General features: G+C 62.1%; 22 protein-coding genes and 1 pseudogene. 15 read left to right on the plus strand and 8 right to left on the minus strand.

Annotated elements, in window-relative coordinates; all coding sequences use genetic code 11:
- Positions 1-71: 71 nt before the first annotated feature.
- From OUZ52_RS01505 to OUZ52_RS01515, 3 genes are all read right to left on the minus strand, one after another.
- Positions 72-1,259, minus strand: coding sequence for an SO2930 family diheme c-type cytochrome (locus tag OUZ52_RS01505; RefSeq protein ID WP_266156533.1), 1,188 nt, complete (start codon positions 1,257-1,259; stop codon positions 72-74).
- 20 nt (positions 1,260-1,279) lie between these two features.
- Positions 1,280-2,518, minus strand: a complete 1,239-nt coding sequence (locus OUZ52_RS01510; RefSeq protein WP_266156534.1) for a parallel beta-helix domain-containing protein — start codon at positions 2,516-2,518, stop codon at positions 1,280-1,282.
- 188 nt (positions 2,519-2,706) lie between these two features.
- Positions 2,707-3,780: an AraC family transcriptional regulator gene (locus tag OUZ52_RS01515; protein WP_266156535.1), complete on the minus strand. Its 1,074-nt coding sequence runs from the start codon at positions 3,778-3,780 to the stop codon at positions 2,707-2,709.
- Positions 3,781-4,038: 258 nt separating this feature from the next.
- On the opposite strand from OUZ52_RS01515, the gene OUZ52_RS01520 reads away from it, so the two are divergent.
- Positions 4,039-5,388: a GH1 family beta-glucosidase gene (locus OUZ52_RS01520; RefSeq protein WP_266156536.1), complete on the plus strand. Its 1,350-nt coding sequence runs from the start codon at positions 4,039-4,041 to the stop codon at positions 5,386-5,388.
- A gap of 2 nt (positions 5,389-5,390) precedes the next feature.
- Entirely contained in the window at positions 5,391-6,674 is a 1,284-nt protein-coding gene (locus tag OUZ52_RS01525) for an MFS transporter (RefSeq protein WP_266156537.1), read from the plus strand.
- A gap of 94 nt (positions 6,675-6,768) precedes the next feature.
- On the opposite strand, the gene putA is transcribed toward OUZ52_RS01525, so the two are convergent.
- Positions 6,769-9,921: a bifunctional proline dehydrogenase/L-glutamate gamma-semialdehyde dehydrogenase PutA gene (gene putA, locus OUZ52_RS01530; protein WP_266156538.1), complete on the minus strand. Its 3,153-nt coding sequence runs from the start codon at positions 9,919-9,921 to the stop codon at positions 6,769-6,771.
- A gap of 152 nt (positions 9,922-10,073) precedes the next feature.
- Between putA and OUZ52_RS01535 the strand changes: the two genes are divergently transcribed.
- The 3 genes from OUZ52_RS01535 (at position 10,074) to coxB (ending at position 12,892) form a co-directional block, all read left to right on the plus strand.
- Positions 10,074-11,120 (plus strand): YiiG family protein, encoded by a 1,047-nt coding sequence (locus OUZ52_RS01535; RefSeq protein ID WP_266156539.1) that lies wholly within the window; start codon positions 10,074-10,076, stop codon positions 11,118-11,120.
- A gap of 282 nt (positions 11,121-11,402) precedes the next feature.
- Complete coding sequence (locus tag OUZ52_RS01540) at positions 11,403-11,897, plus strand: DUF2244 domain-containing protein (RefSeq protein ID WP_266156540.1); 495 nt, start codon at positions 11,403-11,405, stop codon at positions 11,895-11,897.
- A gap of 20 nt (positions 11,898-11,917) precedes the next feature.
- Positions 11,918-12,892: a cytochrome c oxidase subunit II gene (gene coxB / locus OUZ52_RS01545; RefSeq protein ID WP_425493753.1), complete on the plus strand. Its 975-nt coding sequence runs from the start codon at positions 11,918-11,920 to the stop codon at positions 12,890-12,892.
- A gap of 12 nt (positions 12,893-12,904) precedes the next feature.
- Here the strand turns inward: coxB and OUZ52_RS01550 are convergent, their stop codons facing one another.
- Positions 12,905-13,186, minus strand: coding sequence for a hypothetical protein (locus OUZ52_RS01550; RefSeq protein ID WP_266156557.1), 282 nt, complete (start codon positions 13,184-13,186; stop codon positions 12,905-12,907).
- Between OUZ52_RS01550 and OUZ52_RS01555 the strand changes: the two are divergent.
- The 3 genes and pseudogenes from OUZ52_RS01555 (at position 13,079) to OUZ52_RS01565 (ending at position 15,644) form a co-directional block, all read left to right on the plus strand.
- Positions 13,079-14,462, plus strand: a pseudogene (locus tag OUZ52_RS01555) (cbb3-type cytochrome c oxidase subunit I). The gene OUZ52_RS01550 and the pseudogene OUZ52_RS01555 sit on opposite strands and share 108 nt — an antisense overlap.
- Positions 14,463-14,510: 48 nt before the next feature.
- Positions 14,511-14,642: a hypothetical protein gene (locus OUZ52_RS01560; RefSeq protein ID WP_266156541.1), complete on the plus strand. Its 132-nt coding sequence runs from the start codon at positions 14,511-14,513 to the stop codon at positions 14,640-14,642.
- 114 nt (positions 14,643-14,756) lie between these two features.
- Positions 14,757-15,644, plus strand: a complete 888-nt coding sequence (locus tag OUZ52_RS01565; RefSeq protein ID WP_266156542.1) for a cytochrome c oxidase subunit 3 — start codon at positions 14,757-14,759, stop codon at positions 15,642-15,644.
- Between the two features lie 177 nt (positions 15,645-15,821).
- On the opposite strand, the gene OUZ52_RS01570 is transcribed toward OUZ52_RS01565, so the two are convergent.
- Complete coding sequence (locus tag OUZ52_RS01570; protein WP_266156543.1) at positions 15,822-16,037, minus strand: twin transmembrane helix small protein; 216 nt, start codon at positions 16,035-16,037, stop codon at positions 15,822-15,824.
- A gap of 59 nt (positions 16,038-16,096) precedes the next feature.
- On the opposite strand from OUZ52_RS01570, the gene OUZ52_RS01575 reads away from it, so the two are divergent.
- Genes OUZ52_RS01575 through cyoE form a run of 4 tightly spaced genes read left to right on the plus strand, consistent with a single transcriptional unit; the run spans position 16,097 to position 19,566 of the window.
- The gene (locus OUZ52_RS01575; protein ID WP_266156544.1) at positions 16,097-16,852 is read left to right on the plus strand and encodes an SURF1 family protein; all 756 of its coding nucleotides are present in this window, start codon (positions 16,097-16,099) and stop codon (positions 16,850-16,852) included.
- Positions 16,849-17,418: a hypothetical protein gene (locus tag OUZ52_RS01580; protein WP_266156545.1), complete on the plus strand. Its 570-nt coding sequence runs from the start codon at positions 16,849-16,851 to the stop codon at positions 17,416-17,418. The genes OUZ52_RS01575 and OUZ52_RS01580 overlap by 4 nt, the downstream gene beginning before the upstream one ends.
- Positions 17,418-18,584, plus strand: coding sequence for a COX15/CtaA family protein (locus OUZ52_RS01585; protein ID WP_266156546.1), 1,167 nt, complete (start codon positions 17,418-17,420; stop codon positions 18,582-18,584). Before OUZ52_RS01580 ends, OUZ52_RS01585 begins: the two co-directional genes overlap by 1 nt.
- A 58-nt stretch (positions 18,585-18,642) precedes the next feature.
- Positions 18,643-19,566 carry a heme o synthase gene (cyoE, locus tag OUZ52_RS01590; RefSeq protein WP_266156547.1) on the plus strand — a complete coding sequence of 308 codons (924 nt, stop codon included), beginning with the start codon at positions 18,643-18,645 and terminating at the stop codon, positions 19,564-19,566.
- A gap of 19 nt (positions 19,567-19,585) precedes the next feature.
- Here the strand turns inward: cyoE and OUZ52_RS01595 are convergent, their stop codons facing one another.
- Positions 19,586-20,665, minus strand: coding sequence for an amidohydrolase family protein (locus OUZ52_RS01595; RefSeq protein WP_266156548.1), 1,080 nt, complete (start codon positions 20,663-20,665; stop codon positions 19,586-19,588).
- Between the two features lie 10 nt (positions 20,666-20,675).
- Complete coding sequence (locus OUZ52_RS01600; RefSeq protein WP_266156549.1) at positions 20,676-21,662, minus strand: radical SAM/SPASM domain-containing protein; 987 nt, start codon at positions 21,660-21,662, stop codon at positions 20,676-20,678.
- 481 nt (positions 21,663-22,143) lie between these two features.
- Between OUZ52_RS01600 and OUZ52_RS01605 the strand changes: the two genes are divergently transcribed.
- The 3 genes from OUZ52_RS01605 to OUZ52_RS01615 all read left to right on the plus strand — a co-directional run.
- Positions 22,144-22,404 carry a hypothetical protein gene (locus tag OUZ52_RS01605; RefSeq protein WP_266156550.1) on the plus strand — a complete coding sequence of 87 codons (261 nt, stop codon included), beginning with the start codon at positions 22,144-22,146 and terminating at the stop codon, positions 22,402-22,404.
- Between the two features lie 177 nt (positions 22,405-22,581).
- Positions 22,582-25,251: a magnesium-translocating P-type ATPase gene (gene mgtA / locus OUZ52_RS01610; RefSeq protein ID WP_266156551.1), complete on the plus strand. Its 2,670-nt coding sequence runs from the start codon at positions 22,582-22,584 to the stop codon at positions 25,249-25,251.
- A 179-nt stretch (positions 25,252-25,430) separates the two neighbouring features.
- Positions 25,431-26,453 (plus strand): Na/Pi cotransporter family protein (locus tag OUZ52_RS01615; RefSeq protein ID WP_266156552.1); only part of this gene is annotated, 1,023 nt, incomplete at its 3' end.

Below are 26,453 nucleotides of genomic sequence, written 5' to 3' on the forward strand. Positions count from 1 at the left end.
TGCGCAAGCAGGGAGGTTTTTTTATATGCCGGGCGATATCCCGGCCGTCGCTGCAAAGGCGCAGCTCGCTTTCAATGAATCGTCACGCAGCTGCCAGGCTGCGTCGCGATCCAAGCCTTGATCAATGCCACGCCTTCACGGTGCACGGTGCTGCGGCCGATCTCCGGCATCATCTCGCCGGGATCGGCGGATGCCATGCGATAGGCCAGGATGGAATCGTCAGGTTTGCCCGGCACAATGTCGAAGAGGTGATCGCCAGTACCGCGGCCGGCTGCCACGGGTGGCTTGCAGATGCCGAGATGGCGGTCTTGTGCCGCACTGACATCGAGCGTGAGGGCGGTGGTATTGGCGGCACCGTTCGGGTTGTGGCAGTGGCCGCAGTTGATGTCGAGGTAGGCACGTGCACGCGCGTCGAGCGAGGCGCTGCTGTCCATCCAGTTCGTGTTGCGCGGAGCCGAGGCTGGCGTGGGCGCACCGCTGAGATAGCCGGCCTTGGTCAGGCGTTCGAGTTGATTCTGGTTGCCCTCGGCGTAGTGGTAATCGCGATTGAGGTGGCGTGCCTTGGGGCCGATCGGGTGGATTTTGCGGCTGATCCAGTCTTGCGCGTGGCAACTGGCGCATTGGCTTTCATCGGGCACGACGTAATTGAAATCCTCGCGCGCGCCTTTGTCATCGATCAAGGTCAGCGGCAGCACCGCGCCGGTGCGCGCCAGCGTCGCGTCGGTTTGCGTTTCGTTCCACACATACGGCAACGCCGCCCAGCCTTCGGCGCGGCGCACCAGACTGCGCGTTTCTATAAGCCGCACCTCGGTCAGATCGAGCCCTTGCCCGGTGAAGTCGCGTGAACTGTCGTAGCTTCGCGCGACATCGCCCGGTTTGCCGCTGCCGCTTGCCGGGAGACTTTGGGGTTTGGGGTAGTAAAAGGTCTTGCTGATGATGGTGCCGACCGGAAAGTCGAAGGTATCGCTGGGGTTGTACCTGGCTGATACGCCCTTGGGCATCCAGATCGTGCGCAATTTATGTGCGTAGTCGGTGAACAGGGGGCTGTTGAGGTCGTATGGCAGCACACCCTGGTTCAACACGAGCTTGCCATCGCGTGCTTCCACGACATGCCAGTCGCTCAGCTTGAGCGGTCGCCCCTCCGGCTGAAACGCCACGGGCTGCAGGCTCTTGTGGCAGCCCGAGAAGAGCAGCGCGACCGACAGGAGGGCGGACAAGAATGCAGGGCGCAGGCGCCCGCTGAGCGAAAACCGGGCCATCGAATCCACGCTCGCCTGCCTCAACTTTTCGGTGCCGGGTCCAACGCGACGGCGGGTAACTTCGGCAGCGTGCATTGGTAAGGCTTGGTATCGGTGCTGGGGTGTTTGTACTCGTTGGGGCCGTCGGCGTTGAGCACGCCGCTGGCGCCGTCGATGCAAATACGGTCGTTTGCCGGGGGCAAGCCATCGACCAGCGTCTTGGTGTCGGCATAGCCGTCCCATAGCACGTCGGGGAAGTGGCCATTGATGCCGTATACCGCTGTCTTGAGCATCTTGAACTTCATGCCGTCGGGGATATCGCCGCCGCCGCTGAAACGATTGCCGTAGATATAAATGCCCTTGGGGTAGGGGTTGTAGTCGGCGGCAACGCCGCGGGTGTTGTAGTAATTGGTGGAGAAATAGCTGGAAATAATGACGTTGGTGGTCTGGTGATTGGCGATGTCGTTATCGAAGATCTCCACCTTGTCATTTGAGTTCACCACCACGCCGGAGCCGCGCGGCACGCTGGCTACGGCCGCACCCTTGGCGGCGAAATTGTCGGTGTTGTTGTCCCATACCTTGTTCTTGAAGACGCGTGTGGCGTAGCCGGCCTGCGACAGGTTGGGCATGTTGAAGACGAGAATGCCGCCGGTATTTTTAGTAGCGGTGTTTTCGTACACGTCGGCATTGACTGAGTTTTCGATCTCGATGCCGGCGACGTTGAACTCGGCGCGATTGCGGCGTACCACGATGTTGCGCGATTGGCCGACGTAGATGCCGGCGTCCGACGCACCGATGACGACCGAGTCCTCGATCAGCACGTTCTGCGTTTTTACCGGGTACAGACCATAGGCGCCGTTGCTGGTCTGGGGGCCGCCGGTCCATTCTACCCGCACGCCGCGAATGATGATGTTCTTGCCTTGATTGATTTTCAGCGAGTCGCCCTTGGTGTCTTCCAGGGCGAGATTTTCGATGGTGAAATCGTTGGCGTTGACCAGCAATCCTTCTGGCCCGGACACCTGCCCCTTGAATGACAGCACGGTCTTGTCCATGCCGGCGCCGCGAAGGGTGACGCCATCGGTGCGCAGGCTCAAGCCGCGATTGAGGGTGTAGTGGCCCGGAGGGATCTCGATGACGCTACCTGGCTTGGCATCGAGCAGCTGCTGTTGCAGCTTGCTTTGAAAGGCTTCGGCGGCATCGCCTTGCGCCGCTGGCGGATGGTCGTGGTTGCAGCCGCCGAGCAGGCCGCCCAGCACGATGATAAGTAGCGGGTGACGCATGGCGATCGAACCTCCCCAGGCATGGTTGACACGGTCGCGGTGCACAGCGCGGCCCAGCCATCACTGTTGCGTACAGAGGCTGGGGCGGGGAGGGCGCCATGGACGGATACAGGGGGGCAATTCGGCCAGAATGCGCTCGCCGGCGAGGTCGGCGTTGTCGCCATCGCCGATGTGGCGAGCGGAGCGGATCAGTCCGCGGCGCGGCGGGCGGCTTGCGGTGGCACCCCGGTCCAGCGTTTGAAGGCGCGGCGGAACTCGCGTGGATCGCTAAAGCCCAGTTCATTGCCGATGGCGGCCACGCTGAGCCGTCCTGTGTGCAAGAGCTCCAGCGCGCGCTCGGCGCGTACATGGTCGTGGATATCACGAAAAATGCGCCCGCTGTCGGCCAGTTTGCGACGCAACGAACGCTCGCTGAGATTCAACTCGCGAGCGACCTCGGGTAGGCGTGGATGCTCTTGCAGGCGCACTCGCAGCACACGTTCGACCGAACTGACGATTTCATCCACGGGCGCCTGATGGCCGCGTTGGTGCGAGCACAGCGCCAGCGATTGGCGTGCCGTAAGCGGGTTGTAGCCGGGCAACGGGTGATCCAGCCAGCGGTTGTCGATCAGCACGCGGTTTTGCCGGGCGCCGAAACGTACTTCGCAGCGAAAGACCTCCGCATATTCGGCGGCATAGCTGGGTGCGGGATAGCTCAGTTCAAGCCGGAGCGGCATCAGCGGCGGACCCACCAGCTCACGCACGATGGCCAGCGAACTGGCGAACAACTCCTCGCACAAAAAGGGCAGCAACTCGATCTCACCGAAGCGCGGTCGAGCCTCCACCGCTACGGTGTGCGCGTCCACCGTGGCGAAATCCACATCGAGCAGGCTGCCGCAGACGCGGTGATTGTCGATGCCTACGCGCATGGCTTCGCCGAAGGTGCGCGAGGTCATCATGGCCAGGCCGAGCACGCCGAAACTGCCGAGGGTTTCATGGTGGCCGATGAGCAATCCCAGCGAAGGCTCGTTCAGGCTGGCCAGCGCGCGGCGAACCAGGGTTCGCGCCTGTCGGTAAGAACTGCGCAGGTTGGGGTCGTCCAGTTGAGCGCGGCTCAGCATCAGTCCGGCGAACCAGTGTTCATAGGGCAGGCTGCGATGCTTGGCGCGTTCGACCAGATGGACGACGACATTCGGCGAGATATCCGCCATCAGATAGCGGGGATCATGACGGCCCGGCGATAGCTCTCGCTGCATGCCGGCCTGGGCAGTTGCCTGTGCCATCGACTCGTTGCCTGTTGCCGACCCCAGTCGACCCAGTGCGCAGTTCTATCACGCATGACGATGAGGTGGTTGGCGCGGCGCACAACGCATCGGCACCGTGGCGCCGTGGCCGTTTTCACCGTGCTATTTGGCCGCAACTGACCCTGGGGCGGTCAAGGATGGCGTGCTGAACTAAGTGGCGACGATGCTGGCGAAGGGCTCGGTGCCATAAGGGCTTTGCGCTGGTGTTCGACGATTGCACCGATGAATAGAGAAGCCATGTCTGAGCCCATCCCGTTGCCGCGTTTTCCCCCGGATTTTCTCTGGGGCGTTTCCACGTCGGCTTACCAGATTGAGGGTGCGTTGCAGGAGGATGGCCGTGGCAGGTCGGTATGGGACACGTTCTGCGACGAGCCTGGACGCATCGCCGGTGGCGATACCGCCGAAACGGCTTGCGATCATTACCGCCGCTATCCCGAGGATGTTGCCTTGATGGCCGGGCTAGGTATCGATGTGTATCGCTTCTCCATCGCGTGGCCGCGGATTCAGCCACTGGGGCGTGGTGCGATCAACAGCAAAGGCCTGGACTTCTATTCGCGCCTGGTCGATACGTTGCTGGCCAAGGGCATCAGCCCGGTGCCGACACTGTTTCATTGGGATTTGCCACAGGCGCTGCAAGATGCCGGCGGTTGGTTCAAGCGCGACACCGCCGACCGCTTTGCGGAATATGCGCGCGTCGTGGCCGAACACCTGGGCGACCGCGTGCCGCGCTGGATCACTCACAACGAAACCTTCGAGCACACGGCGCTAGGCCATGCCCTGGGCACGCATGCGCCGGGCCTGCAGCGAGGGTTGAACATTTTTGCCGTGGTGCATCACCTGTTGTTGTCGCACGGCAAGGCGGTACAGGCGCTGCGCGCGACGCTGCCGGCCAGCGCGCAGATCGGTATAGCCCAAAGCATGTCGCGTGCGCGCCCTGCCAGCGGACGCATCAAAGACCGGCTGGCGGCGTATCTGTTGGAGATCCTGCATCTGCGCATGCACACCGATCCGCTCTTGCTAGGGCGCTATCCCCGGGCACTGCGTTTGCTGGGCATCGATACCTCGGCGCTGATCGCCGGTGACATGCAGACCATCGCACAGCCGCTGGATTTCCTGGGGATCAATTTCTACAACCCGCAATATGTGCGTGGCGGACGTGGCGAGTTGCCGATCGAAGAGGCCGAGCCACCCGCGCATTTCGAGCGCACGGCGATGGGTTGGCCAGTCGATGCCAGTGGTTTCGATGCCTTGCTGCTGCATGTGCGTAAACGTTACGGAAGCAAACTGCCACCCATCGTCATTACCGAGAACGGCGCGGCGTTTCCCGACACGCTCGATGCGCAAGGTCGTGTCGACGATCCACGTCGCATCGCCTATCTGCACGAACATCTGCAAGCGCTGCGCCGGGCGATGGATGCGGGTGTCGATGTGCGCGGTTATTTTGTCTGGTCGCTGCTCGACAATTTCGAATGGGCCGAGGGATTTCGCCCGCGCTTTGGGCTGGTGCATGTCGATTACGCCACGCAGAAACGCACGCCCAAGGCCTCGTTCGATTGGTATCGCCGATTGATCGCGGCGAGCCGGTGAGCATGGATAGCGCCCGCGCGGTGGATGACCACGCAGCATCAGCGGCGCTGGCCGAGCCGGTGGTGCCGGTAAGGGCGCGCTTCTACGGCAGCATGGCGTTGTCGAACCTCGGCTTGTGGACAGCGTTTTTCGCGCCGATCCAGATCCTGCTGGCACAACAGATGGAGGTACTTGCGCCGGGTGACAAAGAATCCGCGCTGGGCTGGGTGACTGGTATCGGCGCGTTGGTGTCGCTGTTTTCCAATCCGCTGTTCGGGGCCTGGTCGGATCGCACCGTGTCGCGCTTCGGTCGGCGTCACCCGTGGAATCTCGGCGGCGCGTTGGTGGGGGCCGTGGCGCTGGTCATGCTTGGAAGGCAAAGCACGTTGGTGGGCGTCACTTGCTGGTGGTGCGTGGCGCAGCTGGCGCTTAATGCCATGCTGGCCGCGCTGACGGCGGAAGTGCCCGATCAGGTGCCTGTCGCACAGCGTGCCGTGTGCAGCGCATGGGTCGGAGTGACGCAGCCGTTGGGCGTGGTGGTGGGTGCTTTGCTAGTGACGACGTTCGGCCATGGCATCGCGCAAGGTTATGGATTGGTGGCGGTGGCCTTGGTGGCCTGCACGCTTCCGTTTGTCCTGCTGGTGCGCAATACGCCATTGCCGCGCAGCGAACGCCCGCCGTGGGATAGCGGCGCATTCCTGCGTGGTTTCTGGATCAGCCCGCGCCTCCACCCGGATTTTGCCTGGGCCTGGGCGACCCGTTTCCTGATCAATCTCGGCAATGCCATCGGCACGTTGTACATGCTGTACTTCCTGCGCGATGGCTTGCACTACGAGCGGCTTTTCCCGGGCAAGACCTCCGAAGACGGCTTGCTGATCGTCGTGGCGATATATACCGCTGGCGTGTTGGTCGGGGCTTTTGGCGGCGGCATGCTTTCCGACCGCAGCGGTCGTCGCAAAGCGCATGTGATCGCGTCCAGCGTGGTGATGACGATTGCCGCGGTGATGTTGATGTTGCCGCCGAACTGGCCCTTGCTGATGGCAGCCGCCACCGTGCTTGGCTTGGGTTATGGCGCGTATGCCGCGGTCGATCAGGCCTTGATTACGCAGGTGTTGCCGCAGGCGGCGGATCGCGGCAAGGACTTGGGCATCATCAATATCGCCAACTCCGCACCCCAGGTTGTGGCACCGGCGATTGCCGCCATTCTGGTGACGCGAGGGGGAGGGTATGCGGTGCTGTATCTCGCCACGGCTGTCGTCACATGGCTGGGTGGCATGCTGGTGCGAAAGATTCGCAGTGTTCAGTAGCCGCTGACGCCGGTTGAGTGCGCCGATGTGAGTCGCTGGCATCGAACAGATGCAGCCCCACCGGATGCGCGGCATCCGGTGGGGCTGGTGTGGCTTACTCGCCGATGGTCAGCAGCGAGGCGTTGCCGCCGGCGGCGGTGGTGTTGATGGTGAGCGTGCGCTCGCCGGCGAAACGCAGCAGGTAATGCGGGCCGCCAGCCTTCGGGCCGGTGCCCGAGAGACCTTCGCCACCGAACGGCTGCACGCCGACGACGGCACCGATCTGGTTGCGATTGACGTAGCAGTTGCCGACGCGGGCATGGCTTTGGATGAATTCCACGGTGTCATCGATGCGGCTATGGATGCCCAGCGTGAGGCCGTAGCCGGTGGCGTTGATTTCCTCCACGACCTTGCCCAGCTCGCTGGCTTTCCAGCGGATCAGGTGCAGCACCGGGCCGAACACTTCGCGCTGCAGCACGCTGAGCGAGGCGATCTCGTAGGCGCGCGGGGCAAAGAAGGTGCCGTGGCCGGTGAGGGCCGGGTCGAGCGCGACTTCGCCGATCTTCTTCGCCTCTTTGTCCATGCGTGCGGCATGGTCGACCAGCAGCTTCTTGGCGTCTTCGTCGATGACCGGGCCGACATCGGTCGAGAGCAGGCCGGGATTGCCGACCTTCAGCTCGGCCATCGCACCGGTGAGCATCGCGGCGACTTTGTCGGCAATGTCTTCCTGCACAAACAGCACGCGTGCGGCCGAGCAACGCTGACCGGCTGACTGGAACGCCGAGGCGATCACGTCCTTGACGATTTGCTCAGGCAGCGCGGAGGAGTCGGCAATCATCGCGTTCTGGCCGCCGGTTTCGGCGATCAACGCGGCAATCGGCGCATTGCGTGCGGCCAGCGAGCGATTGATCGCCCAGGCGGTGTCGGTGGAGCCGGTAAAGGCTACGCCGGCGATACGCGGATCGCGGGTCAATGCCGCACCCACGGTGGCGCCGTCGCCGGGCAGGTATTGCAACACCTCGGCTGGCACGCCGGCTTCGTGCAGCAGTTTCACCGCGGCATAGCCGATCAGCGAGGTCTGCTCGGCCGGCTTGGCGATGACCGCGTTACCGGCGGCAAGGGCCGCACTGACCTGGCTGAGGAAGATCGCCAGCGGGAAGTTCCATGGGCTGATGCAGACGAAGACACCGCGGCCGTTGAGGAATAGCTGGTTGCTTTCGCCGGTCGGGCCCGGCAATGTTTCTGGATGGCCAAACAAACGGCGCGCCATGGTGGCGTAGTAGCGCAGGAAATCCGCGGCCTCGCGAATTTCCGCAATGGCGTCGGGCACGCTCTTGCCGGCCTCATGCACGCACAAGGCGATGAACTCGCCACGGCGTGCTTCCAGTTGTTCGGCGGCGTGTTCGAGAATCGCCGCGCGGCTGGCCGCGGGCAGACGGTCCCATTGGTATTGCGCGGCGACGGCATTGGCCAGCGCCTTGTCCACGGTGGCGCTGTCGGCGGTGACGTAGCTGCCGACGGTCTGGCGGCGATCGGCCGGGTTGGTCACCTGCACGGTAGCGCCGGTGCTGTTCGCGCCGGGCACCAGCGGGCCGGCGTTCCACGGGCCGGATTTGGCGGCAACCGCTTCGGCCAGTGCTTTCAGTTCGTTATCGTTGGCAAAGTTGACGCCCATGGAATTCTTCCGAAGTTCACCGTAGAGATTCACCGGCAGCGGGATGCGCGGGTGCGGGATAGAAACAAAAGCACGAACGGTTTCGCAGGGATCGGCAACGAGTTCGCGCACCGGCACGCTCTCGTCTACCACGCGATTGACGAAGCTCGTGTTGGCGCCGTTTTCGAGCAAGCGGCGCACCAGGTAGGGCAGCAGGTCTTCGTGGCTGCCGACCGGGGCATACACGCGGCATGGCACGTTCAAGCTCTTCGGGCCGATGACCTCGGCGTAGAGATCGGTGCCCATGCCATGCAGGCGCTGGTATTCGTACGGGCGTCCCTGCGCGATGTGATGCACGCCGGCGATGGTGTGCGCGTTATGGGTGGCGAACTGCGGGTAGATCAGCGCGCTGCCGGCGTTGAACAGACGGTGCGCGCAGGCCAGATAAGACACGTCGGTGTTCGGCTTGCGCGTATACACCGGGTAGCCGGGCAGGCCGTTTTCTTGTGCGCGCTTGATCTCGGCATCCCAGTAGGCGCCCTTGACCAGGCGTACATACCAGCGACGGCCGCTGGCGCGGGCGGTTTCGACCAGCCAGTCGATCACGAACGGGGTGCGCTTGGCGTAGGCCTGCACCACGATGCCCAGGCCATTCCAGCCTTCCAGCGAGGGGTGGGCGAACACATCGCCGATGATATCCAGCGACAGTTCCAGGCGATCGGCTTCTTCGGCGTCGACCGACAGCGCGATGCCGTACTTCATCGCCAGCTGCGACAGCTCAAGCAACTTCTCGGTGAGGTCGCGGCGCGCACGTGCGCGGTTGGCGACTTCGTAACGCGGATGCAGTGCCGACAGTTTGACCGAGATCGACGGCGCATCGGTGTGGTTGGCAAACGGGCCGCGCGCGCCGATGGCGGCGATCGCGTTGCGGTAATCCTGCTGGTAGCGCTCGGCGGTTTCGCTGGTCAGGGCCGACTCACCGAGCATGTCGTAGGAGTAGCGATAGACCGCGTATTCCTTCTTGGCGCAGCGGTCCAGCGCTTCGTTGATGGTGCGGCCCATCACGAACTGATGACCCATGATGCGCATGGCCTGGCGCACCGCCAGGCGGATCGCCGGCTCACCGGCGCGGCCGACCAGCCGACGCAAGGCGCTGGCAAAGTCGTGGCGGGTGTCTTCGGCCAGATTGACCAGCTTGCCGGTCAGCATCAGGCCCCAGGTGGAGGCGTTGACGAACAGCGACTCGCTTTGGCCGAGATGTTTTTTCCAGTCGGCGTCGCCGAGTTTGTCGCGGATCAACTTATCGGCGGTGACCGAATCGGGAATCCGCAGCAGCGCTTCGGCCACGCACATCAGCAAGACGCCTTCCTCGGAAGACAGGTCGTACTGGCGCATAAAGGATTCGACTGCGCTTTGATCCTTGGCGCGGGTACGCACCCGGCTGACCAGGTCGGCAGCGAGGTCGATGACCTTTTCGCGTTCGGCGGGGGGCAGCGTCGCCTGTGCGAGCAGGTCGTTGACCGCCTCGGTTTCATCGCGCAGCCATGCGGCGGTAATGCGCGCGCGGGCCGGCTCGGTGCCGGTCGGGAGTTCGGGAAAGATGATCTGGCTCACAGCGGGGAAGTCATCCTGCACAGGCGGAGGGTGAGGTGTGGGGGTGAAGCGAAGCTGCCTAGTGTAATGTCGCCGGCGCGCCAAGCCATAGCAGGGGGGTTGGATGGCGCCCCGGATATTTCTCTCTCCAATGGAATAGGACCTTTTTCTTTATGCGTATGACCCATATGAAGCCGCTGTCGCTCTCGCTGCTGGCCCTGACCTTGGCCGGCCTGGCGGCTTGCTCGAACAAGGATGCGCCCGCGCCCGCCGCGACTCCGGCCGCCGCGCCGCAAGCCGGCGCGGACAGCAAGGCGCCGGCCGCCGCCGCGGCAGAAACGCCGGCACCGGCCGCCGTCGATAGCTCCGCCTCGGACAAGCTGGGGCTGTATATCGAGTGCTTTAACCGCCTGGACAATAGCGCACACAACAGCATCAGCCGTTACAGCAGCTGGGTAAAAGACATGAAGGCAGGGCCTACGGGCAAGGAAACCGTTGTCTACGGCCTGTACAAGATCGACCCGGACGCCACTCAGTCCTGCAAAAAAGACTTTGCCAAGGCAGCCGGCCAGTCGCCGGCCATGGCTAAGCTCGACGCTGAGGGTCAGACCTATATCCAGGCTCTGGATGCGCTCAGCACGGTGGTGCTGGAGGCCGACACCTACTACGACCGCGGCAATTACAAGGACGACGGCTTCGCCAAGGGCAAGCAGTTGCATCCGCAGTTGGTCGAGCGGATGGATGCGTTCGAGGCCGCCAGCGAAAAGTTCTCTGACGAGCTCGATGTGCAGAACGATCAAGTACTTGAAGCGCGCATGCAGCAGCTGGAGAAGGAGCAGGGCCGCACCTTGCCCTATCTGCAGATGGCCACCATGAGCCGGGCCAAGCAGCTGGTCGGCTTGATCCAGGGCGAGACCTTCGATGTGGCCAAGGCCAGCGAACGGATGGATGCCTACGAGAAAAGCGCTGACGAGCTGCTGGCGTATGTCAGCGCTCATAAGGACGCCGCCCCGGGCATGTGGGGCCGCTACAACAGCACCCTGGAGGATTTCCGCAAGGCGGCCAAGGGGCGGATTCGCCGTATTCGCGACCATGTCGCCTACACCGAAGGCGAGAAAATGATGCTCGAGCCCGCGTCTTCGTGGATGGTCGAAGGTAGCGGCGGCCAGGTGACCAAGGCCTATAACAGCCTGGTCGAAGCCGGCAACGCATTGAATTGATCGCGGTTGGCCTGCATGGAGCAGGCCGCAAGCCAGGGGTGGGTGATCGCCCATCCCTGGCTTTTTCCAGCGACTTTGTTCAAGGGTCTGGCTTAAGGCGGTGCATTCATTCGCACGCAGTACGTGGGTCGGGTCTGCTCGCGGCACGCTCTTGCGATTTGTCGGTGATGGCCGCCGCGGCATCACGTTGTGATGCCTGATTCGCGTCAAGTGGGTGCGTCATTCTTGCCCGTTTGGGCGCCGCGGCCTATCATTCCCGCGTTCCAGGCACGCCGGATCCCCATGATCGTGCTTCGACCAGCTGCTGCCGGCTTGCCGTGCGTGACGTTGTGGCTCAAGCCCAATCGCGCGCTCAGTCGGCGCGGGCTGCGTTGTTTGATCGGGGGAATGGCGGCGCTGGCGCTGATAACGGCCGGGCTGGGTGCGTGGCAGGGGAATGTATTTGCCCCGCTGTTCGCCCTGGTCGAGTCTTCCGCAGTAGCTTTCGCGCTGGGCGTAGCCTGGCGAGCCGGCGACCGCAGTGAGCGCATCACCCTCGACGAGTCGTCGCTGGAGGTGCAATTTCTGCCGGGTCGGCGCTGTATGCGTTTCCAGCCTTACTGGGTGCGCGTGCGGTTCGAGCTCAATGGACGACTCGGTCACGGACATCGTCTGCTGCTGTCGTCGCATGGGCGTGTGTTGGAGATCGGGGCTTTCCTCGCTGATGAGGAGCGTGCCGAGCTTTCGAGGAAACTCATGGTGCTGCTGGCCGATTTAAACCGCCAGCCGCGCAGGTAGGTTCAACAAAGGTGCAAGACATGACATCTGGCGGCATCAGGCCTGGCGGCATCAAACGAGCAGTTACAGCGTTGGCGGTGGCCGCCTTTGCGTTGTTCGGCAGTGTGGTTCAAGCGAACCCGGAACCCGGGCAGCTGAATATGCCGCGCGGCGTGACCACGTATTCAAACGTGCCGTATTTCCTCAACAACGTCGCCTTCGGTGTCTGCGTTGTGATCGGCATCCTGGTGTTCGGCGCGATGTTCATCGCCATGTTCCGCTTCCGCAAGTCGCGTGGCGCGGTGGCGGAGAAGTGGTCGCACAACACCACGGTGGAAATCATCTGGACCACGATCCCGGTGATCATCCTGGTGGTGCTGGCTTATCTGGCCACCAATGGCCTGAAGATGTTCGCCGATACCACCGGTTCTGAAATGACCGTGAAGATCACCGGTTACCAGTGGAAATGGCGTTACGACTACGTCGATTACAAGGGCAAGCCGATCGACAAGGTCGGCTTCATGTCCAAGCTCGATCGCGAAAGCGACGAGACGCGCCAGCTGAAGTCAGGCCTGGACCCGAACGCGGTCAAAGTCGACGGCTACAACACTTATCTGATCAACGTTGACGAGCCGCTGGTGCTGCCGATCAACACCAAGGTCCGCTTCGTGATTACCGCCGGTGACGTGATCCACTCTTGGTGGGTGCCGGCGCTGGGCTGGAAGATGGATGCCATTCCGGGCATCGTCAACGCGGCCTGGACCAATATCAATGAGCCTGGTGTTTACCGTGGCCAGTGCGCCGAGTTGTGCGGCCAGGATCACGGCTTCATGCCGATCGTGGTGAAGGCGGTAACGAAGGACGAGTTCAATAAGTGGCTGGCTGAGAAGCAGGCACAGGCGTCGCAGCCCGCTCCGGCTGCCGCGCCAGCGGCTGCTTCCACCGTCGCCGCGCCGGCGACTGCGCAAGCAACCTCGGCAGTAGCAACCCCGGCAACGGACAATCACAAGGGCTGAGCGGATTTCCGCTCACTCATGTTCACGTAATTCGCATTTAGGTAGAGGTGCAAGGCCATGGCCCACGCAGCCACCCACGATCACCACGACGATCATCACGGCGCGCCGAAGAATTTCTTCACGCGCTGGTGCATGTCCACCAATCACAAGGACATCGGCACGCTGTATCTGATCTTCTCGTTGGCGATGTTCTTCATTGGCGGTAGCTTCGCCATGGTCATCCGCGCCGAGTTGTTCAAGCCGGGATTGCAGCTGGTCCAGCCGTATTTCTTCAACGAAATGACCACCATGCATGAACAACCTGTCGTTCTGGATTCTGCCGTTCGCTTTCGCGCTGCTGCTGTCCACCTTGTTCATGCCAGGTGGTGGCCCGGCCGGTGGCTGGACCATGTACCCGCCGCTGTCGCTGCAGGGTGACTCGGTAGCCTACGTGGTGTTCGCGGTCCACTTGATGGGTATCAGCTCGATCATGGGCGCGATCAACATCATTGCGACCATTCTCAATATGCGCGCGCCGGGCATGGATCTGCTGAAGATGCCGGTGTTCGTGTGGAGCTGGCTGATTACCGCCTTCCTGCTGATCGCCGTGATGCCGGTGTTGGCCGGTGCGGTGACCATGCTGCTCACCGACAAGTATTTCGGCACCAGCTTCTTCAATGCGGCTGGCGGCGGCGACCCGGTGTTGTTCCAGCACATCTTCTGGTTCTTCGGGCATCCCGAGGTCTACATCATGATCTTGCCGGCGTTCGGCTTGGTCTCGGAGATCATCCCGACCTTCGCCCGTAAGCCGATCTTCGGTTACAAGGCGATGGTGTTCGCGATTGCCTCGATCGCCTTCCTCTCGTTTATCGTGTGGGCGCATCACATGTTCGCGGTGGGTCTGCCGCTGGGCGGCGAGATCTTCTTCATGTACGCGACGATGTTGATCGCGGTGCCGACCGGCGTGAAGGTGTTCAACTGGGTCAGCACCATGTGGGGCGGCTCGATGACCTTCGAGACGCCGATGCTGTGGGCGATCGCGTTCGTGATCCTGTTCACCATCGGTGGCTTCTCCGGCCTGATGCTGGCGCTGGCTCCGGCCGACTTCCAGTATCACGACTCGTATTTCGTGGTGGCGCACTTCCATTACGTGCTGGTGACCGGCGCTATCTTCGCGATCATCGCGGGCAGCTATTACTGGCTGCCGAAGTGGACTGGCCGCATGTATAGCGAAACCTGGGGCAAGATCCATTTCTGGTCCAGCGTGATCTCGGTCAACGTGCTGTTCTTCCCGCAGCACTTCCTGGGTCTGGCCGGCATGCCGCGCCGTATTCCGGATTACAACGTGGCCTTCGCCAACTTCAATATGATCAGCTCGATCGGCGGCTTCTGGTTCGGCGCCTCGCAGTTGATTTTCCTCGGCGTCATCATCCATACGGTGTGGTTCTCGAAGAAGAAAGCCACGGATCGCGTATGGGAAGGTGCCAAGGGTCTGGAATGGACAGTGCCGTCGCCGGCGCCGTTCCATACCTTCGATGTGCCGCCGATCATCAATGACGATGAACTGGCTCACGGTCACACTGACGATTGATTAAGTGTCCCGGCTGTTGACGAGTCGGGACATGCGGAACGGCAAGCGATGACGCAACAAGTGAAAGATCCGATGCAGCAGGCGCGTCTCAAGAGCGCACGGCGCACCGCCCTGGCGGTTACCGTGGTGGCGGTGGCGATCTTCCTGCTCTCGATCCTGCAGATGTTGAAGTTCTCGTAAGCCGGTTACGCAAAGCGGTATCCCTCCGCGCCGCCGAGTCGGGCGACGCGGGTTGAAGTGTCTCGCGCGGTCCGGCGAGGCGGATGGAAACAAGAATATCCACGGGGTCTCACCATGGGTCACCAGCAAGACGCTTATTTCGTACCGAGCAAGAGTTATTGGCCGATCGTGGCCGCTGTGGTCATGTTCGTCACCGTATTCGGTGCCGCACACTGGCTGAATGCACAGCCGGGCGAGGAGTTTTTCGGCAGCACGACGCTGAAAATCGGCGTGGCCGGCATCCTGCTGATGTTTTTCGGCTGGTTCCGCTCGGTTATCCGCGAATCGCTGGCCGGCAGCTATAACAGCCAGGTGGATCGCTCGTTCCGCATGGGCATGATGTGGTTCATCTTCTCCGAAGTGATGTTCTTCGGAGCGTTCTTCGGTGCCTTGTTCTACGCCCGCATGTACTCGGTGCCGTGGCTGGGTGGCGAAGGTCATGGCGTACTGACGCACCAGTTCTTGTGGAGCGACTACGCCGCGGCGTGGGGCGCCAATGGCGGCGGTGGCCCGGACCGTATCGGCGGTAGCTTCCAGACGGTGGCGGCCTGGGGCCTGCCCCTGCTCAATACGCTGATCCTGCTGACTTCCAGCGTGACCATCACCATCGCTCACCATGCCTTGAAGGCAGGTCATCGCGGCAAGATCCTAGTGTTCCTGGGCCTTACCGTGCTGCTTGGCGCGACCTTCCTGTACTTCCAGGCGCACGAGTACATCGAGGCTTATCGCCAGCTCAACCTGACCCTGCAGAGCGGTGTCTACGGCTCGACCTTCTTCATGCTGACCGGTTTCCACGGCATGCACGTGACCTTGGGCACGATCATGTTGGCGGTGATCTGGCTGCGTTGCGCCAAGGGTCACTTCAGCAAGGATCACCACTTTGGTTTCGAGGCGGTGGCCTGGTACTGGCACTTCGTCGACGTGGTCTGGCTGGGCCTGTTCATGTTTGTCTACATTCTCTGATCTGCCCGGTCGGAGCCAACAAAAAGCCCGCCATTGGCGGGCTTTTTTTTGCTCGACTTTGGCGGCAGCCGAAAGCCAGAGAGGGCGATGCTGGCCCTGGCCGCTGACCACCCTAACGGCGCTGCAGCCTCGACGGGTTGTCGCGGGCAAGGCGTAAACCCCGGCGGGCCGCTACAATCACTGACCCACGTCGTGTGGGTGCAGCCAGCCCATCCAGATGCCGAGTACGACCATCAGGATCAGCAGGATCGATAGGCCGATGCGACGGGTTAGCGCCCATACCGTGCGCTTGCTGCCGTCTTTGTCGGTCATCATGAAGTACAGCGCTTGACCGAGATTGAACAGCACGACCAGCAGCAGGATCACCAGCGCATATTTATAGACGGTTTCCACGTGATTGATCCGAACGATGATGACATCGGCAGTATAACGGCCGTACGCGGTGGCTCCGCGTGAACGGACTGCGCCGTCCTTCCTGGTGGGCCGTGTTGCTGACCCTGGCCGGAACCTTGCTGTTCCTGCATTTAGGCGTCTGGCAGCTGCATCGCGCCGACGAGAAAGAGGAAATTCTGCGACGGTATGCCACAGCGGCAACGGCACCTCTGCGCGATTTTGCCGCAGTAGCCGATGCACCGCCGAATGATGCCTTTGCACGCGTGCAAGTGCGTGGCGAATATCTAAGCGATCGGGTCTATCTGCTCGACAATCCCAAACACGATCAACGCGGCGGCGTCGAGGTTTTCGTTCCATTGCGGATTGCCGGCAGCGATCAACTGTTGCTGGTCGATCTCGGATTTCTGCCGGGCAACGGCACCGACCAGGCGCCGCAACTACCGCCGCTAGCCAGCGGCGAGCAGCGCTTGCAAGGTCTCTACTTGCCGCCGCCCGGCGTCGGCTACGAGATGGGCGGCAATGCGCTGGCGCAACAGGCACATTGGCCCAAGACCACCATTTACTTCGACGCGAAGCAGTTCGCGTCGGATCTTGCTCGCCCGGTGTACCCGCTGGTGCTGGCCCTGGATGCCGACCCGGCATCGATTTATGTGCGCGAGCACACGCTCGATTTCTCCTCGATGCCGCCGGCCCGGCATCGTGCTTATGCCTTTCAATGGTTCACGTTTGCGCTGGCGGCGGTGGTGATCTTTGTGGTCCTGCATCGTCGCCGCAAGCCGAATCGACGTCATTCAAAAAGTACGGATAGTCCATGAACAAGCCAGCCAACCCGGCGCTGCGCAATAGCCGTCTAAAACTGCTTTTAATCATGGCGGTATTCGCTGCGCCGATGATCGCCGCAGGTATTCTCACCTTTACCGGCTGGCAGCCCAGCGGTAAGGCCAATGGCCAGCCCATTGCCCCGCAGCGCAATTTCGCCGACGAAAATCTGCGCGTGCAGTTGAGCGATGGCCAGTCATGGGCATGGCGCGCCGCCGAGCCGCAGCTTACCTTGATCGCCCTGGCCGGGCCTGATTGCGCCGCGCAGTGCGTGGATACCTTGACCAAGATGGCGGCGGCGCGCATCACCTTGAATCGCAATGCCCCGCGCCTGCGCCTGCTTTATCTCGGCACGCCGCCGGTAGATTCCGGGCAGGACGGCATGAAGAATTATTGGCAGCTCGGCACCGACTCTGACGGCAAGCTCGCCCGTTATCGGCCAAGCGAGCCCGACAGCGTGGCTGCCTTGTTGGTGGAATCCAACGGCACGGCGTTGTCGCTGTATGCCGCGGGTTTCGACCCCACCGGTTTGCGTAAAGATTTGCAAAAGGTCATCCGCTGATGTCCGCCGGCATGGTGAAAATGCTGCGTGGGCTGGCCTTGCTTGCAGCGGTGTTCGCGTTTGGGGTGGTGATGTTCGGCGCCTTTGTGCGGCTGTCCAATGCCGGCTTGTCTTGTCCGGATTGGCCGACCTGCTACGGCAAGGTAAGTTGGCCGGAGCACGCGCATGAAGTCGCTCAGGCGAATCAGGCTTTTCCGGATCGCCCTTACGAAACGCATAAGGCATGGCGCGAACAGGTACATCGTTTTCTTGCCGGTACGCTTGGCGTGCTGGTGCTGGCGCTGGCCTTGATCGCCAGCTGGCGCAAGCCGTGGGCGCGCTACGCGGTGATAGCCGGGGCGGTCTTCGCAGCGCTGGGCGTTGGGCTGTATATGCGCGGAGAGCACGCGTGGTCCACACTGCTGTCGGTTTTCGCCATTGGCCTGCCGATGTGCGCCGCCGTGGGCTTAAAGCAGCCGGGCGCGTGGAGAATCAGTGTGCTGGCGTTGGCGGTGATTATCTTCCAGGCCATGCTGGGCATGTGGACGGTGACCTTGCTGCTCAAGCCCATCGTAGTGATGGGGCATTTGCTCGGAGGTATTACGACGTTCGCCTTGCTGGCCTATGTCGCGCTGCGATTTGCTGGTGTCGGTGCGCGCGACGATGCATATGCCGGGCTGCGCAAGCTGGTGATCTTCGGCATCGTGCTGCTGCTGGCGCAGATTGCTTTAGGCGGCTGGACGTCCGCCAACTATGCGGCCTTGGCTTGCGGTACTGATTTTCCGCAATGCCTGGGACAATGGTCGCCGCCTACCGATTTCAAGCAAGCTTTTGTGCTGTGGCGTGGCATTGGCGTCAACTATGAGGGCGGGGTGCTCGATATGGCGGCGCGTAGCGCCATCCAGATCGCGCACCGTATCGGCGCCCTGGTGGTGTTCTGTTATCTCAGCTGGCTGGCTTTCAAGACATCGCGCCGTGGCTTGCAGGGTTACGGTTTGGCGATCTTCCTGGTGCTGCTGGTCCAGGTGTTGCTCGGCGTGAGTAATGTGCACTTTGGCCTGCCGCTGCCAGTGGCCACCTTGCATAATGGCGTGGCGGCGTTGTTGTTGTTCACGCTATTGGCCAGCTTGGCGCGCACGCAGCGCCGTCCTGATGAATCGAGCTTTCGCTACCTGGGGTCGAACTGAGATGGCGAAGAAAACTCAAGCTGGCCCAATGAAATCGAGCCAGATGAAATCGGGTCCAATGAAATCAGGACAAACGCAGTCCAGCGTATTTCGCGAATATCTCGAGCTGACCAAGCCGCGCGTGGTTGCCTTGCTGGTGTTCTGCGCCATCATCGGCATGTTCCTCGCGGTACCGGGTATTCCGCCGTGGCGCGCCTTGCTCTTCGGCACCATCGGTATCTGGATGGCTTCGGCTTCGGCTGCCGCCTTCAATCACCTGATCGACCAACGCATCGACAAATTGATGGCGCGCACCGCACATCGGCCGCTCGCCACCGGACATCTCACGCCACGACAGGTACTGCTGTTCGCACTGACCCTGGGCCTGGTATCGATGCTGGTCCTGGTGCTGCTGGTGAATCCACTGACCGCGCTGCTTACCTTTGGCGGCTTGATTGGGTACGCCGTGGTCTACACCGCGTATTTGAAACGTGCGACGCCACAGAACATCGTCATCGGCGGCCTTGCCGGGGCGATTCCGCCGGTGCTCGGCTGGACCGCGGTAACCGGTTCGCTGCATCCTTTTGCGCTGCAGCTGTGCCTGATTATTTTCGTCTGGACACCGCCGCATTTCTGGGCCTTGGCGATTTTTCGCCGCGACGATTATTCGCGCGCGCAGGTGCCGATGCTGCCGGTGACTCACGGCGTGGTCTACACCCGCTGGCACGTGTTGTTCTACACCATCCTGCTCGTGCTGGTGACGCTGTTGCCGACACTGACGGGTTATAGCGGCCTGCTCTATCTCGGTGGTGCCGTCGTGCTCGGCGGCGGTTTTCTTTACTACGCCGTGCGTTTGTTGAATCCGCCGGACGAGCTGTTCGCGATGAAGGTATTCAACTATTCCATCGTCTATTTGATGGCATTGTTCGCATTCCTGCTGGCCGACCATTGGTTGTTCGAACCGCTGGTGCAGCAAGGGCTGGTGTTTCAGCCGGCGAGTTGATCGGCTGACGCAGGTAGCGTCATGCACCCACCGCGGCGCGTGGATAAAGACACGCCACGTTGTCCCACAGGATGCGTGATTTTGTCCGTGAGGATAAATCGTCACGCGCGATAAAGCTGCTGACCGTGTCGGGGAACATGCTGTCGCGGTGCGGGTAATCGGTGGCGATGACGATGCGGGTATCGCCTATGGCGGTGATGACCTCGGCGAGATACTTTTCGCCGGCATCGACGGAGACGAAACATTGGCGGCTGAAATATTCGCTGGGTCGTAGTGGCAGCGGGATGTCGATGTCCTCGGGGAATTTCTCCCAGGTATCGTCCAGGCGCCACAGCCACCAGGGAAGCCAGCCGCATCCGCCTTCCAGAAAGGCGCATGTCAGCCGCGGGTGTCGCTCAAAAACCCCGCCTGTCGCCAGGCTGGCAAAGGCGAGCATCAGCTCGAACGGATTGCGCGCGGCATTGGTGATCATGTGTGCGCCGGTGTGATCGATAAAGCGGCGGCCGATATCGTCGTGCAAGCTCCAGACGCCGGTCGGATGAAAACATATGGGCACCCCGAAATGCGCGGCAGCCTCCCATAACGGCTCGAAACAGGCGTCGTGAATATGCCGGCCATTCACCGGGTTGGGGTTGCCGATCACCGCTACGGCGCCAAGTTTTTCAACGGCACGCTCAACTTCACGCACGGCGAGCGATACGTCGTGATAGGCGATTTGCGCGGCAAATTTCAGCCGTTGCGGATCGTGCGCGCAAAAGTCATGCGTCCAATCGTTGTGCGCACGCGCCATGGCATCGGCAAAAACCGAGTCAAGATCGTCATGCATTTGCACATGCCTGCCGCGGGTGCCGAACAGCACCGCGATATCGATGCCTTCGATGGCCATGGCGCGCAGATGCGATGCTGGGTCGTAACCCGCCGCAGCGGCGGCGCGGTAGTGCTGGTGTCGTGGTGTTTGCGATAGGTATGCGGGCGCCGACACGGCCGGCCTGGGCCGGGGTGCCTGCGCCCTGAACGGTGCATCCAGATAACGCGACCACAAATCATCGGGCTCGATGGTATGCAGGTCGGCATCGAGGATGCGGTAGCCGCTTTTCATGGCGGCCTCTTCAGAGATATTTCCGGGTCAACGGGCCGGCATGGAAGGCGGCGCGCTCGGGTTCGCAGATGCTGGGTTTCTCCGGTGCGCAATCGGGTGGCGGAATCTCTGGTCCGCATTTCCCCGGATCGCGTTCGGGCGAGCACGGTGGTGCCGGCTCCTCGGGTGAGCATGCCGCCGCGATGGCAGGGTGTTGCGCCGGCGCGTGCGCATCGATCAGTGCATCGCGAAAATCATGTAATGGACGTCCATAAAATACCTGTTCGAGGCCGTGGCTCTTGATATGCCCCAGCGGGCTGAATCGGGCGAATACGCAGGGATAAATATCGCCACTCGAACTGACGCACAGCTTGCCGTCGCCGCAGCGTCCGCAGAGCTCCTTTAACGGCGGCTGCGAGGGACGTTCGTGCGAGCCACGGCCAAGGCCGCGAAGCCGATCGGTGTGCACGGCCGAGACGCCCGCTTCGTGCAGCATGCGCTCGGTTTGACCAACGTCGTCGGCATTGATGCTCATGGCAATAATGCTGGCGTGCACGGGCAGGCCAGCGGCGCTGGCCCAGCGCAGCGCGTGCTCGGTTTTGGCGAAGCTGCCTTTGCGCTGGGTAACCTGGTCGTGCACCGCGCCGCTGGAGCCATAGACGGAGAACGCCAGGCTGACGCGATGGGTAAGGAAAACGCTTTTCAGCTGGTCGGTGAAATGGGTGCCGTTGGTATAGACGCACAGATGTTCAAAGCCGCTAAGGCGCGCGTGTTCGATCAACTGGGGCAGGCCGGGGTAGAGGGTCGGTTCGCCGCCGATGAACTGGACGCTTTTGCAGCCTAGTGCGGCGGCCTGATCAAGTGCGTCGATCCAGTCATCAAGCCGCATGCCATCGTTCAGCGCTCGGGTCGGGCCGGAGTCTGCATAACAGTGGACACATTCCAGATTGCAGCGTGCGGTCAGCTCCAGCCAAATGAAATCGAGTCGCTGACGTTGATCGATAGCCTGCTGATGCATAGCCCTTCTCCTCTTCACTGCGATGACGTCGGTGGAATAACGAGGCAGGTCCGGCGAGCGAGATGCGGTAGATACACATGCTGACGGCCAGAGCATAGTCCCATGCGCTGGCAGGGCTATAACAGGGTGTCGGCTGGGGTCTATGCCAGCGCTGGCGGCAGCTCGTGAGCATGCGGAGAAGCCGCAGAAACTTTCGTGTTAAAGCCTTTGTTTCCATGGGTTGACACTCCCGCAGTGCAGCACGACAATACGCCGGCTGCCGGTCGCGTCCTGCGACCGTTGGCTTCCTGTCTTACCAAACCAAGGCATATGGACGTTTACCCTAGTCGCAACGTCGACATCCGCGAGCATCGGGTGCCGGCATTGCATAACAAGCTGATTGTCTGCGGCGACCGCCTGCGGTCGGCTGGCGCTTTCCTCGACTAGGGAAGTCCGGCCCACCCCTGACGACGCCGTTGGCGTCGTTACGAGGAGATGGGCTATGAAGCTCCTTCGCGATTTTTTCCGTCTGCGTACCGCGGCTCGTTTGCCGCTGCTCGGTCGCCGTGACGCTGTGCGTCGCTCTTTCACCATTACCGTGCCCGAACCGCTGCTCAAGCCGAGCGGCGCGAACGTGATCGATATGCATTGGGACGCCGATGCGGCCCATGGCCGGCCGGTGGCACATTGGCATGACCATGCCGTGTCACAAAATGCGTCATCGCAAACGCACGGTCATCTACAGCTGGTATCTAGTCGATAGATAAAGCAGCGTGAAGCCCGCAGGGGTTGGTTTGTGCCGGCCCCGCGGTGCTTATTCAGGGTCATTCTGCTGAAGATCAGCCAGTGATCGGGTTAAAGGTGTTGGCGTCGCGTGTGGGTTGACCCCACCGGCTCGCTGGTCCGCCGCAAGTGTTATCGAAATCCACGGAAGCGAGTCATGAATAAGCATTCCACCCAGACCGTTGCAAGCAAGGCGGCCGGCAAGGGCGCACCCGCCCCGGTTCGTATTGCCGTGGCGATGGAGGCGTTCCGTCATAACGAGGCGCTGTTGGCCGCGCTCGATACCAGCGTCGCCGGCCTCAATGAGGAGCAAATCGCCGAGCGGCTGGACCGCGACGGTTTGAACGAGGTATCGCACGAGAAGCCGCCGCACTGGACGCTGCAGCTACTGCATGCTTTCAAGAACCCGTTCATCGTGGTGTTGCTGGTACTGGCGGGCGTGCAGCTGGCGACCGATCACACGAATCTGACCGGGCCGACGATTATCTCGGCGATGGTGTTGATCAGCGTGCTGCTGAGCTTCAGCCAGGAATACCGTTCGTCCAAGGCGGCCGAGAAACTGAAGGCGATGGTGCGCAATACCGCCACGGTGACACGACGGGCCTCGGACGGCCATAGCGAGCGCATCGAAGTGCCGGTGGCCGAGCTGGTGGTCGGTGACATCGTGCACCTGGCGGCCGGCGACATGGTGCCGGCCGATCTGCGTCTGCTAAGCGCGAAAGACTTGTTTATCAGTCAGGCCATTCTCACCGGCGAATCGCTGCCGGTGGAGAAGTCGGCACCGCTGCGCGGGCCGGCCAACGACGAGGCGGCCGAGCAAAGCGCACTGGATAACCCGCTAGACCTGAGCACCGTCTGCTACATGGGCACCAACGCGGTCAGCGGCACCGCCACCGCGGTGATCGTGGCCACCGGTCCGCGCAGCTATCTGGGTTCGCTGGCGCGTACGGTGGTGGGGCAGCGGGTGCAGACCAGCTTCGATCGCGGCGTCAAAAGCGTCAGCTGGCTGTTGATCCGCTTTATGGCGGTGATGGTACCGATCGTCTTCGTCATCAACGGCCTGGACAAGCACGACTGGGTGCAGGCGTTCCTGTTTGCGTTGTCGGTGGCAGTCGGTCTGACGCCGGAAATGCTGCCGCTGATCGTGACCGCGAACCTGGCCAAGGGCGCTATCGCGATGTCGCGCCGCAAAGTGGTGGTGAAGCGCCTCAATGCGATTCAGAACTTCGGCGCGATGGACGTGCTGTGCACCGACAAGACCGGCACGCTGACGCTGGACAAGATCGTGCTGGAGCGGCACCTCGACCTGTACGGCGAAGAGTCCGACGAGGCGCTGGAATACGGTTACCTCAACAGCCGTTTTCAGACCGGCCTGAAAAACCTGATGGACAAGGCGGTGCTATCGCATCGCGACTTGGAGCCCACCGCCGCGCATTACCGCATCGTCGACGAGATCCCGTTCGACTTCCAGCGCCGGCGCATGTCAGTGGTGGTGGCCAATGGCGATGGTCACGAGCTGCTGGTGTGCAAGGGCGCGGTCGAGGAAATGCTGTCGATCTGTGCCTACGCCAAGGCTGGCGACGAGATTCTGCCGATGGACGAGGCGCAGCGCGCCGACATCAAGGCGATGACCCGTCACCTCAACGAGGACGGCCTGCGCGTGCTGGTGGTGGCGATCAAGCGCCAGGCGCCGGCTGATCGCGCCTATGGCGTTGCTGACGAAACCGATCTGATCGCCGTTGGCTGCCTGGCCTTCCTCGATCCGCCGAAGGACACCGCCGGCACCGCCATCGCTGCGCTGAATCACCATGGCGTGGAAGTGAAGGTGATTACCGGCGACAACGAGGCGGTCACTCGCAAGATCTGCCGCGAGGTTGGGCTTAACGTCGAGCATTCGGCGCAGGGCAAGCACATCGAGCCGCTGGACGACGCCGAGCTGGACGAGCTGGTCAAGCGCACCACGGTGTTTGCCAAGATGTCGCCGCTGCAGAAGGCACGCGTGGTGAAGTCACTGCAGCGCCAGGGCCACACCGTCGGCTTTCTCGGCGACGGCATCAATGACGCGCCGGCATTGCGCGAGGCGGACGTGGGCATTTCGGTGGATACGGCCACCGATATCGCCAAGGAGTCGGCCGACATCATCTTGCTCGAAAAGAATCTCATGGTGCTTGAAGAGGGGGTGATCGAAGGGCGCATCACCTTCGGCAACATCATCAAGTACATCAAGATGACCGCCAGTTCTAACTTCGGCAACATGTTCTCGGTGCTGGTGGCGAGCGCGTTCCTGCCGTTCCTGCCGATGCTGCCGCTGCAATTGCTGGTGCTCGACCTGCTGTATCACGTTTCGCAGTTGTCGATTCCGTTCGATCGCATGGACGAGGAATACCTGCGCAAGCCGCGTAAGTGGGACGCCAGCGATATCGGTCGTTTCATGGTGTGGATTGGTCCGGTCAGCTCGATTTTCGATATCACGACGTATCTGTTGCTGTGGCATGTGTTCGGCGCCAACTCACCCGACCATCAGGCGTTTTTCCAGACCGGCTGGTTTGTCGAGAGCTTGCTGACCCAGACCTTGATCGTGCACATGATCCGTACCCGCAAGATCCCGTTCCTGCAAAGCATCGCGGCCGCGCCGGTACTGGCCTTGACCGCCGCCGCCATTGTGATCGGTATCTTCTTGCCCTTCACCGGGCTGGGCGCGAAATTCGGCATGGTGGCGTTGCCGCCGGTGTACTTCGCCTGGGTGGCGCTAACCGTGTTCACCTACTGCGTGCTGACCCAACTAGTAAAGCTGATCTACATTCGCCGGTACGGACGCTGGCTGTAACGTCAGCCCGCTTCCCCATGGCCATTGCTTGGGGGAGCGGGTCGAGGCAGGGCCGTCGTGTGGCTTCGCTGCATAGGAGCGTAGATCGAGCAGTACTCCCGCAGGCGGCCGTCTATTCCAGCGATCTCTCACATGGAGAGGCTGGAAGATAGATAGCCAATATTTATCTGGAGCTGGATATGAAAGGCACGTTCGCCTTACTCGACATTGCCGGCTACGTCGCCCTTTTGTTGTGGGGCACGCATATGGTTACCAGCGGCGTGTTGCGTGGTTATGGCAGCGCGTTGCGCCGTTGGCTGGGCCGTTATCTCGGTCGGCGCCCGGCTGCCTTTGCTTTCGGCGTGTGCATTACCGCCGTGCTGCAGAGCAGTACCGCTACCGGCTTGATGGCGGCTTCGTTCGCGGCCAGCGGTTTTCTTGGCCTGGCACCAGGGCTGGCGGTGATGCTGGGCGCCAATGTCGGTACCACCTTGATCGTGCAGGTGATGTCGTTCGACATCTCGGTGATTGCGCCGGTATTGATCCTGCTGGGCTTTGTGGTGCATCGGCGCAGCGACGACGCTCGCTATGAAAATCTCGGCCGGGTGGCGATCGGCCTCGGCCTGATGCTGCTCTCCCTGCATTTACTGGTGCTTTCGCTGGCGCCGGTAGAAAGTGCGCAGGCCTTGCATGCGGTACTGCAAAGCCTGGCCGGCGAGCCGGTGCTGGCAGTGCTGGTGGCGGCGTTGCTGTCGTGGGCCTGCCATTCCAGCGTGGCGATGGTGCTGCTGATCGTCTCGCTGGCCAATGCCGGTGTCATCAATGCGCCGGGTGCGCTGGCCCTGGTCCTGGGCGCCAACCTCGGTGCCACGTTGCCGGCATTGTTCGATGCCAATAGTGCGGTGGCCCGCCGCCTGCCCTTGGGCAACCTGCTGGTGCGCTTGTTTGGCTGCATTGTCTGCCTGCCGTTGCTGCCGCTGATCGCTGGCTGGATGACCCCGCTGGGTGCCTCGCCCGCGCGCATCGTGGTGAATTTCCACACCGCATTTAATCTGGCCCTGGCGCTGGTGTTCATCCTGCCGGTAGAGCGTTTGGCGCGGTTGCTGGTGCGGCTATTGCCGGAGCCGCCGCAGCCGTCCGATCCCGGCGTGCCGCAGTACCTCGACGAGGCGGCGCTGGATACGGCCAATGTGGCGTTGGCCAATGCCGCGCGCGAGTCCATG

This window comes from Dyella silvatica (assembly GCF_026283955.1).
Taxonomy (GTDB): domain Bacteria; phylum Pseudomonadota; class Gammaproteobacteria; order Xanthomonadales; family Rhodanobacteraceae; genus Dyella_C; species Dyella_C silvatica.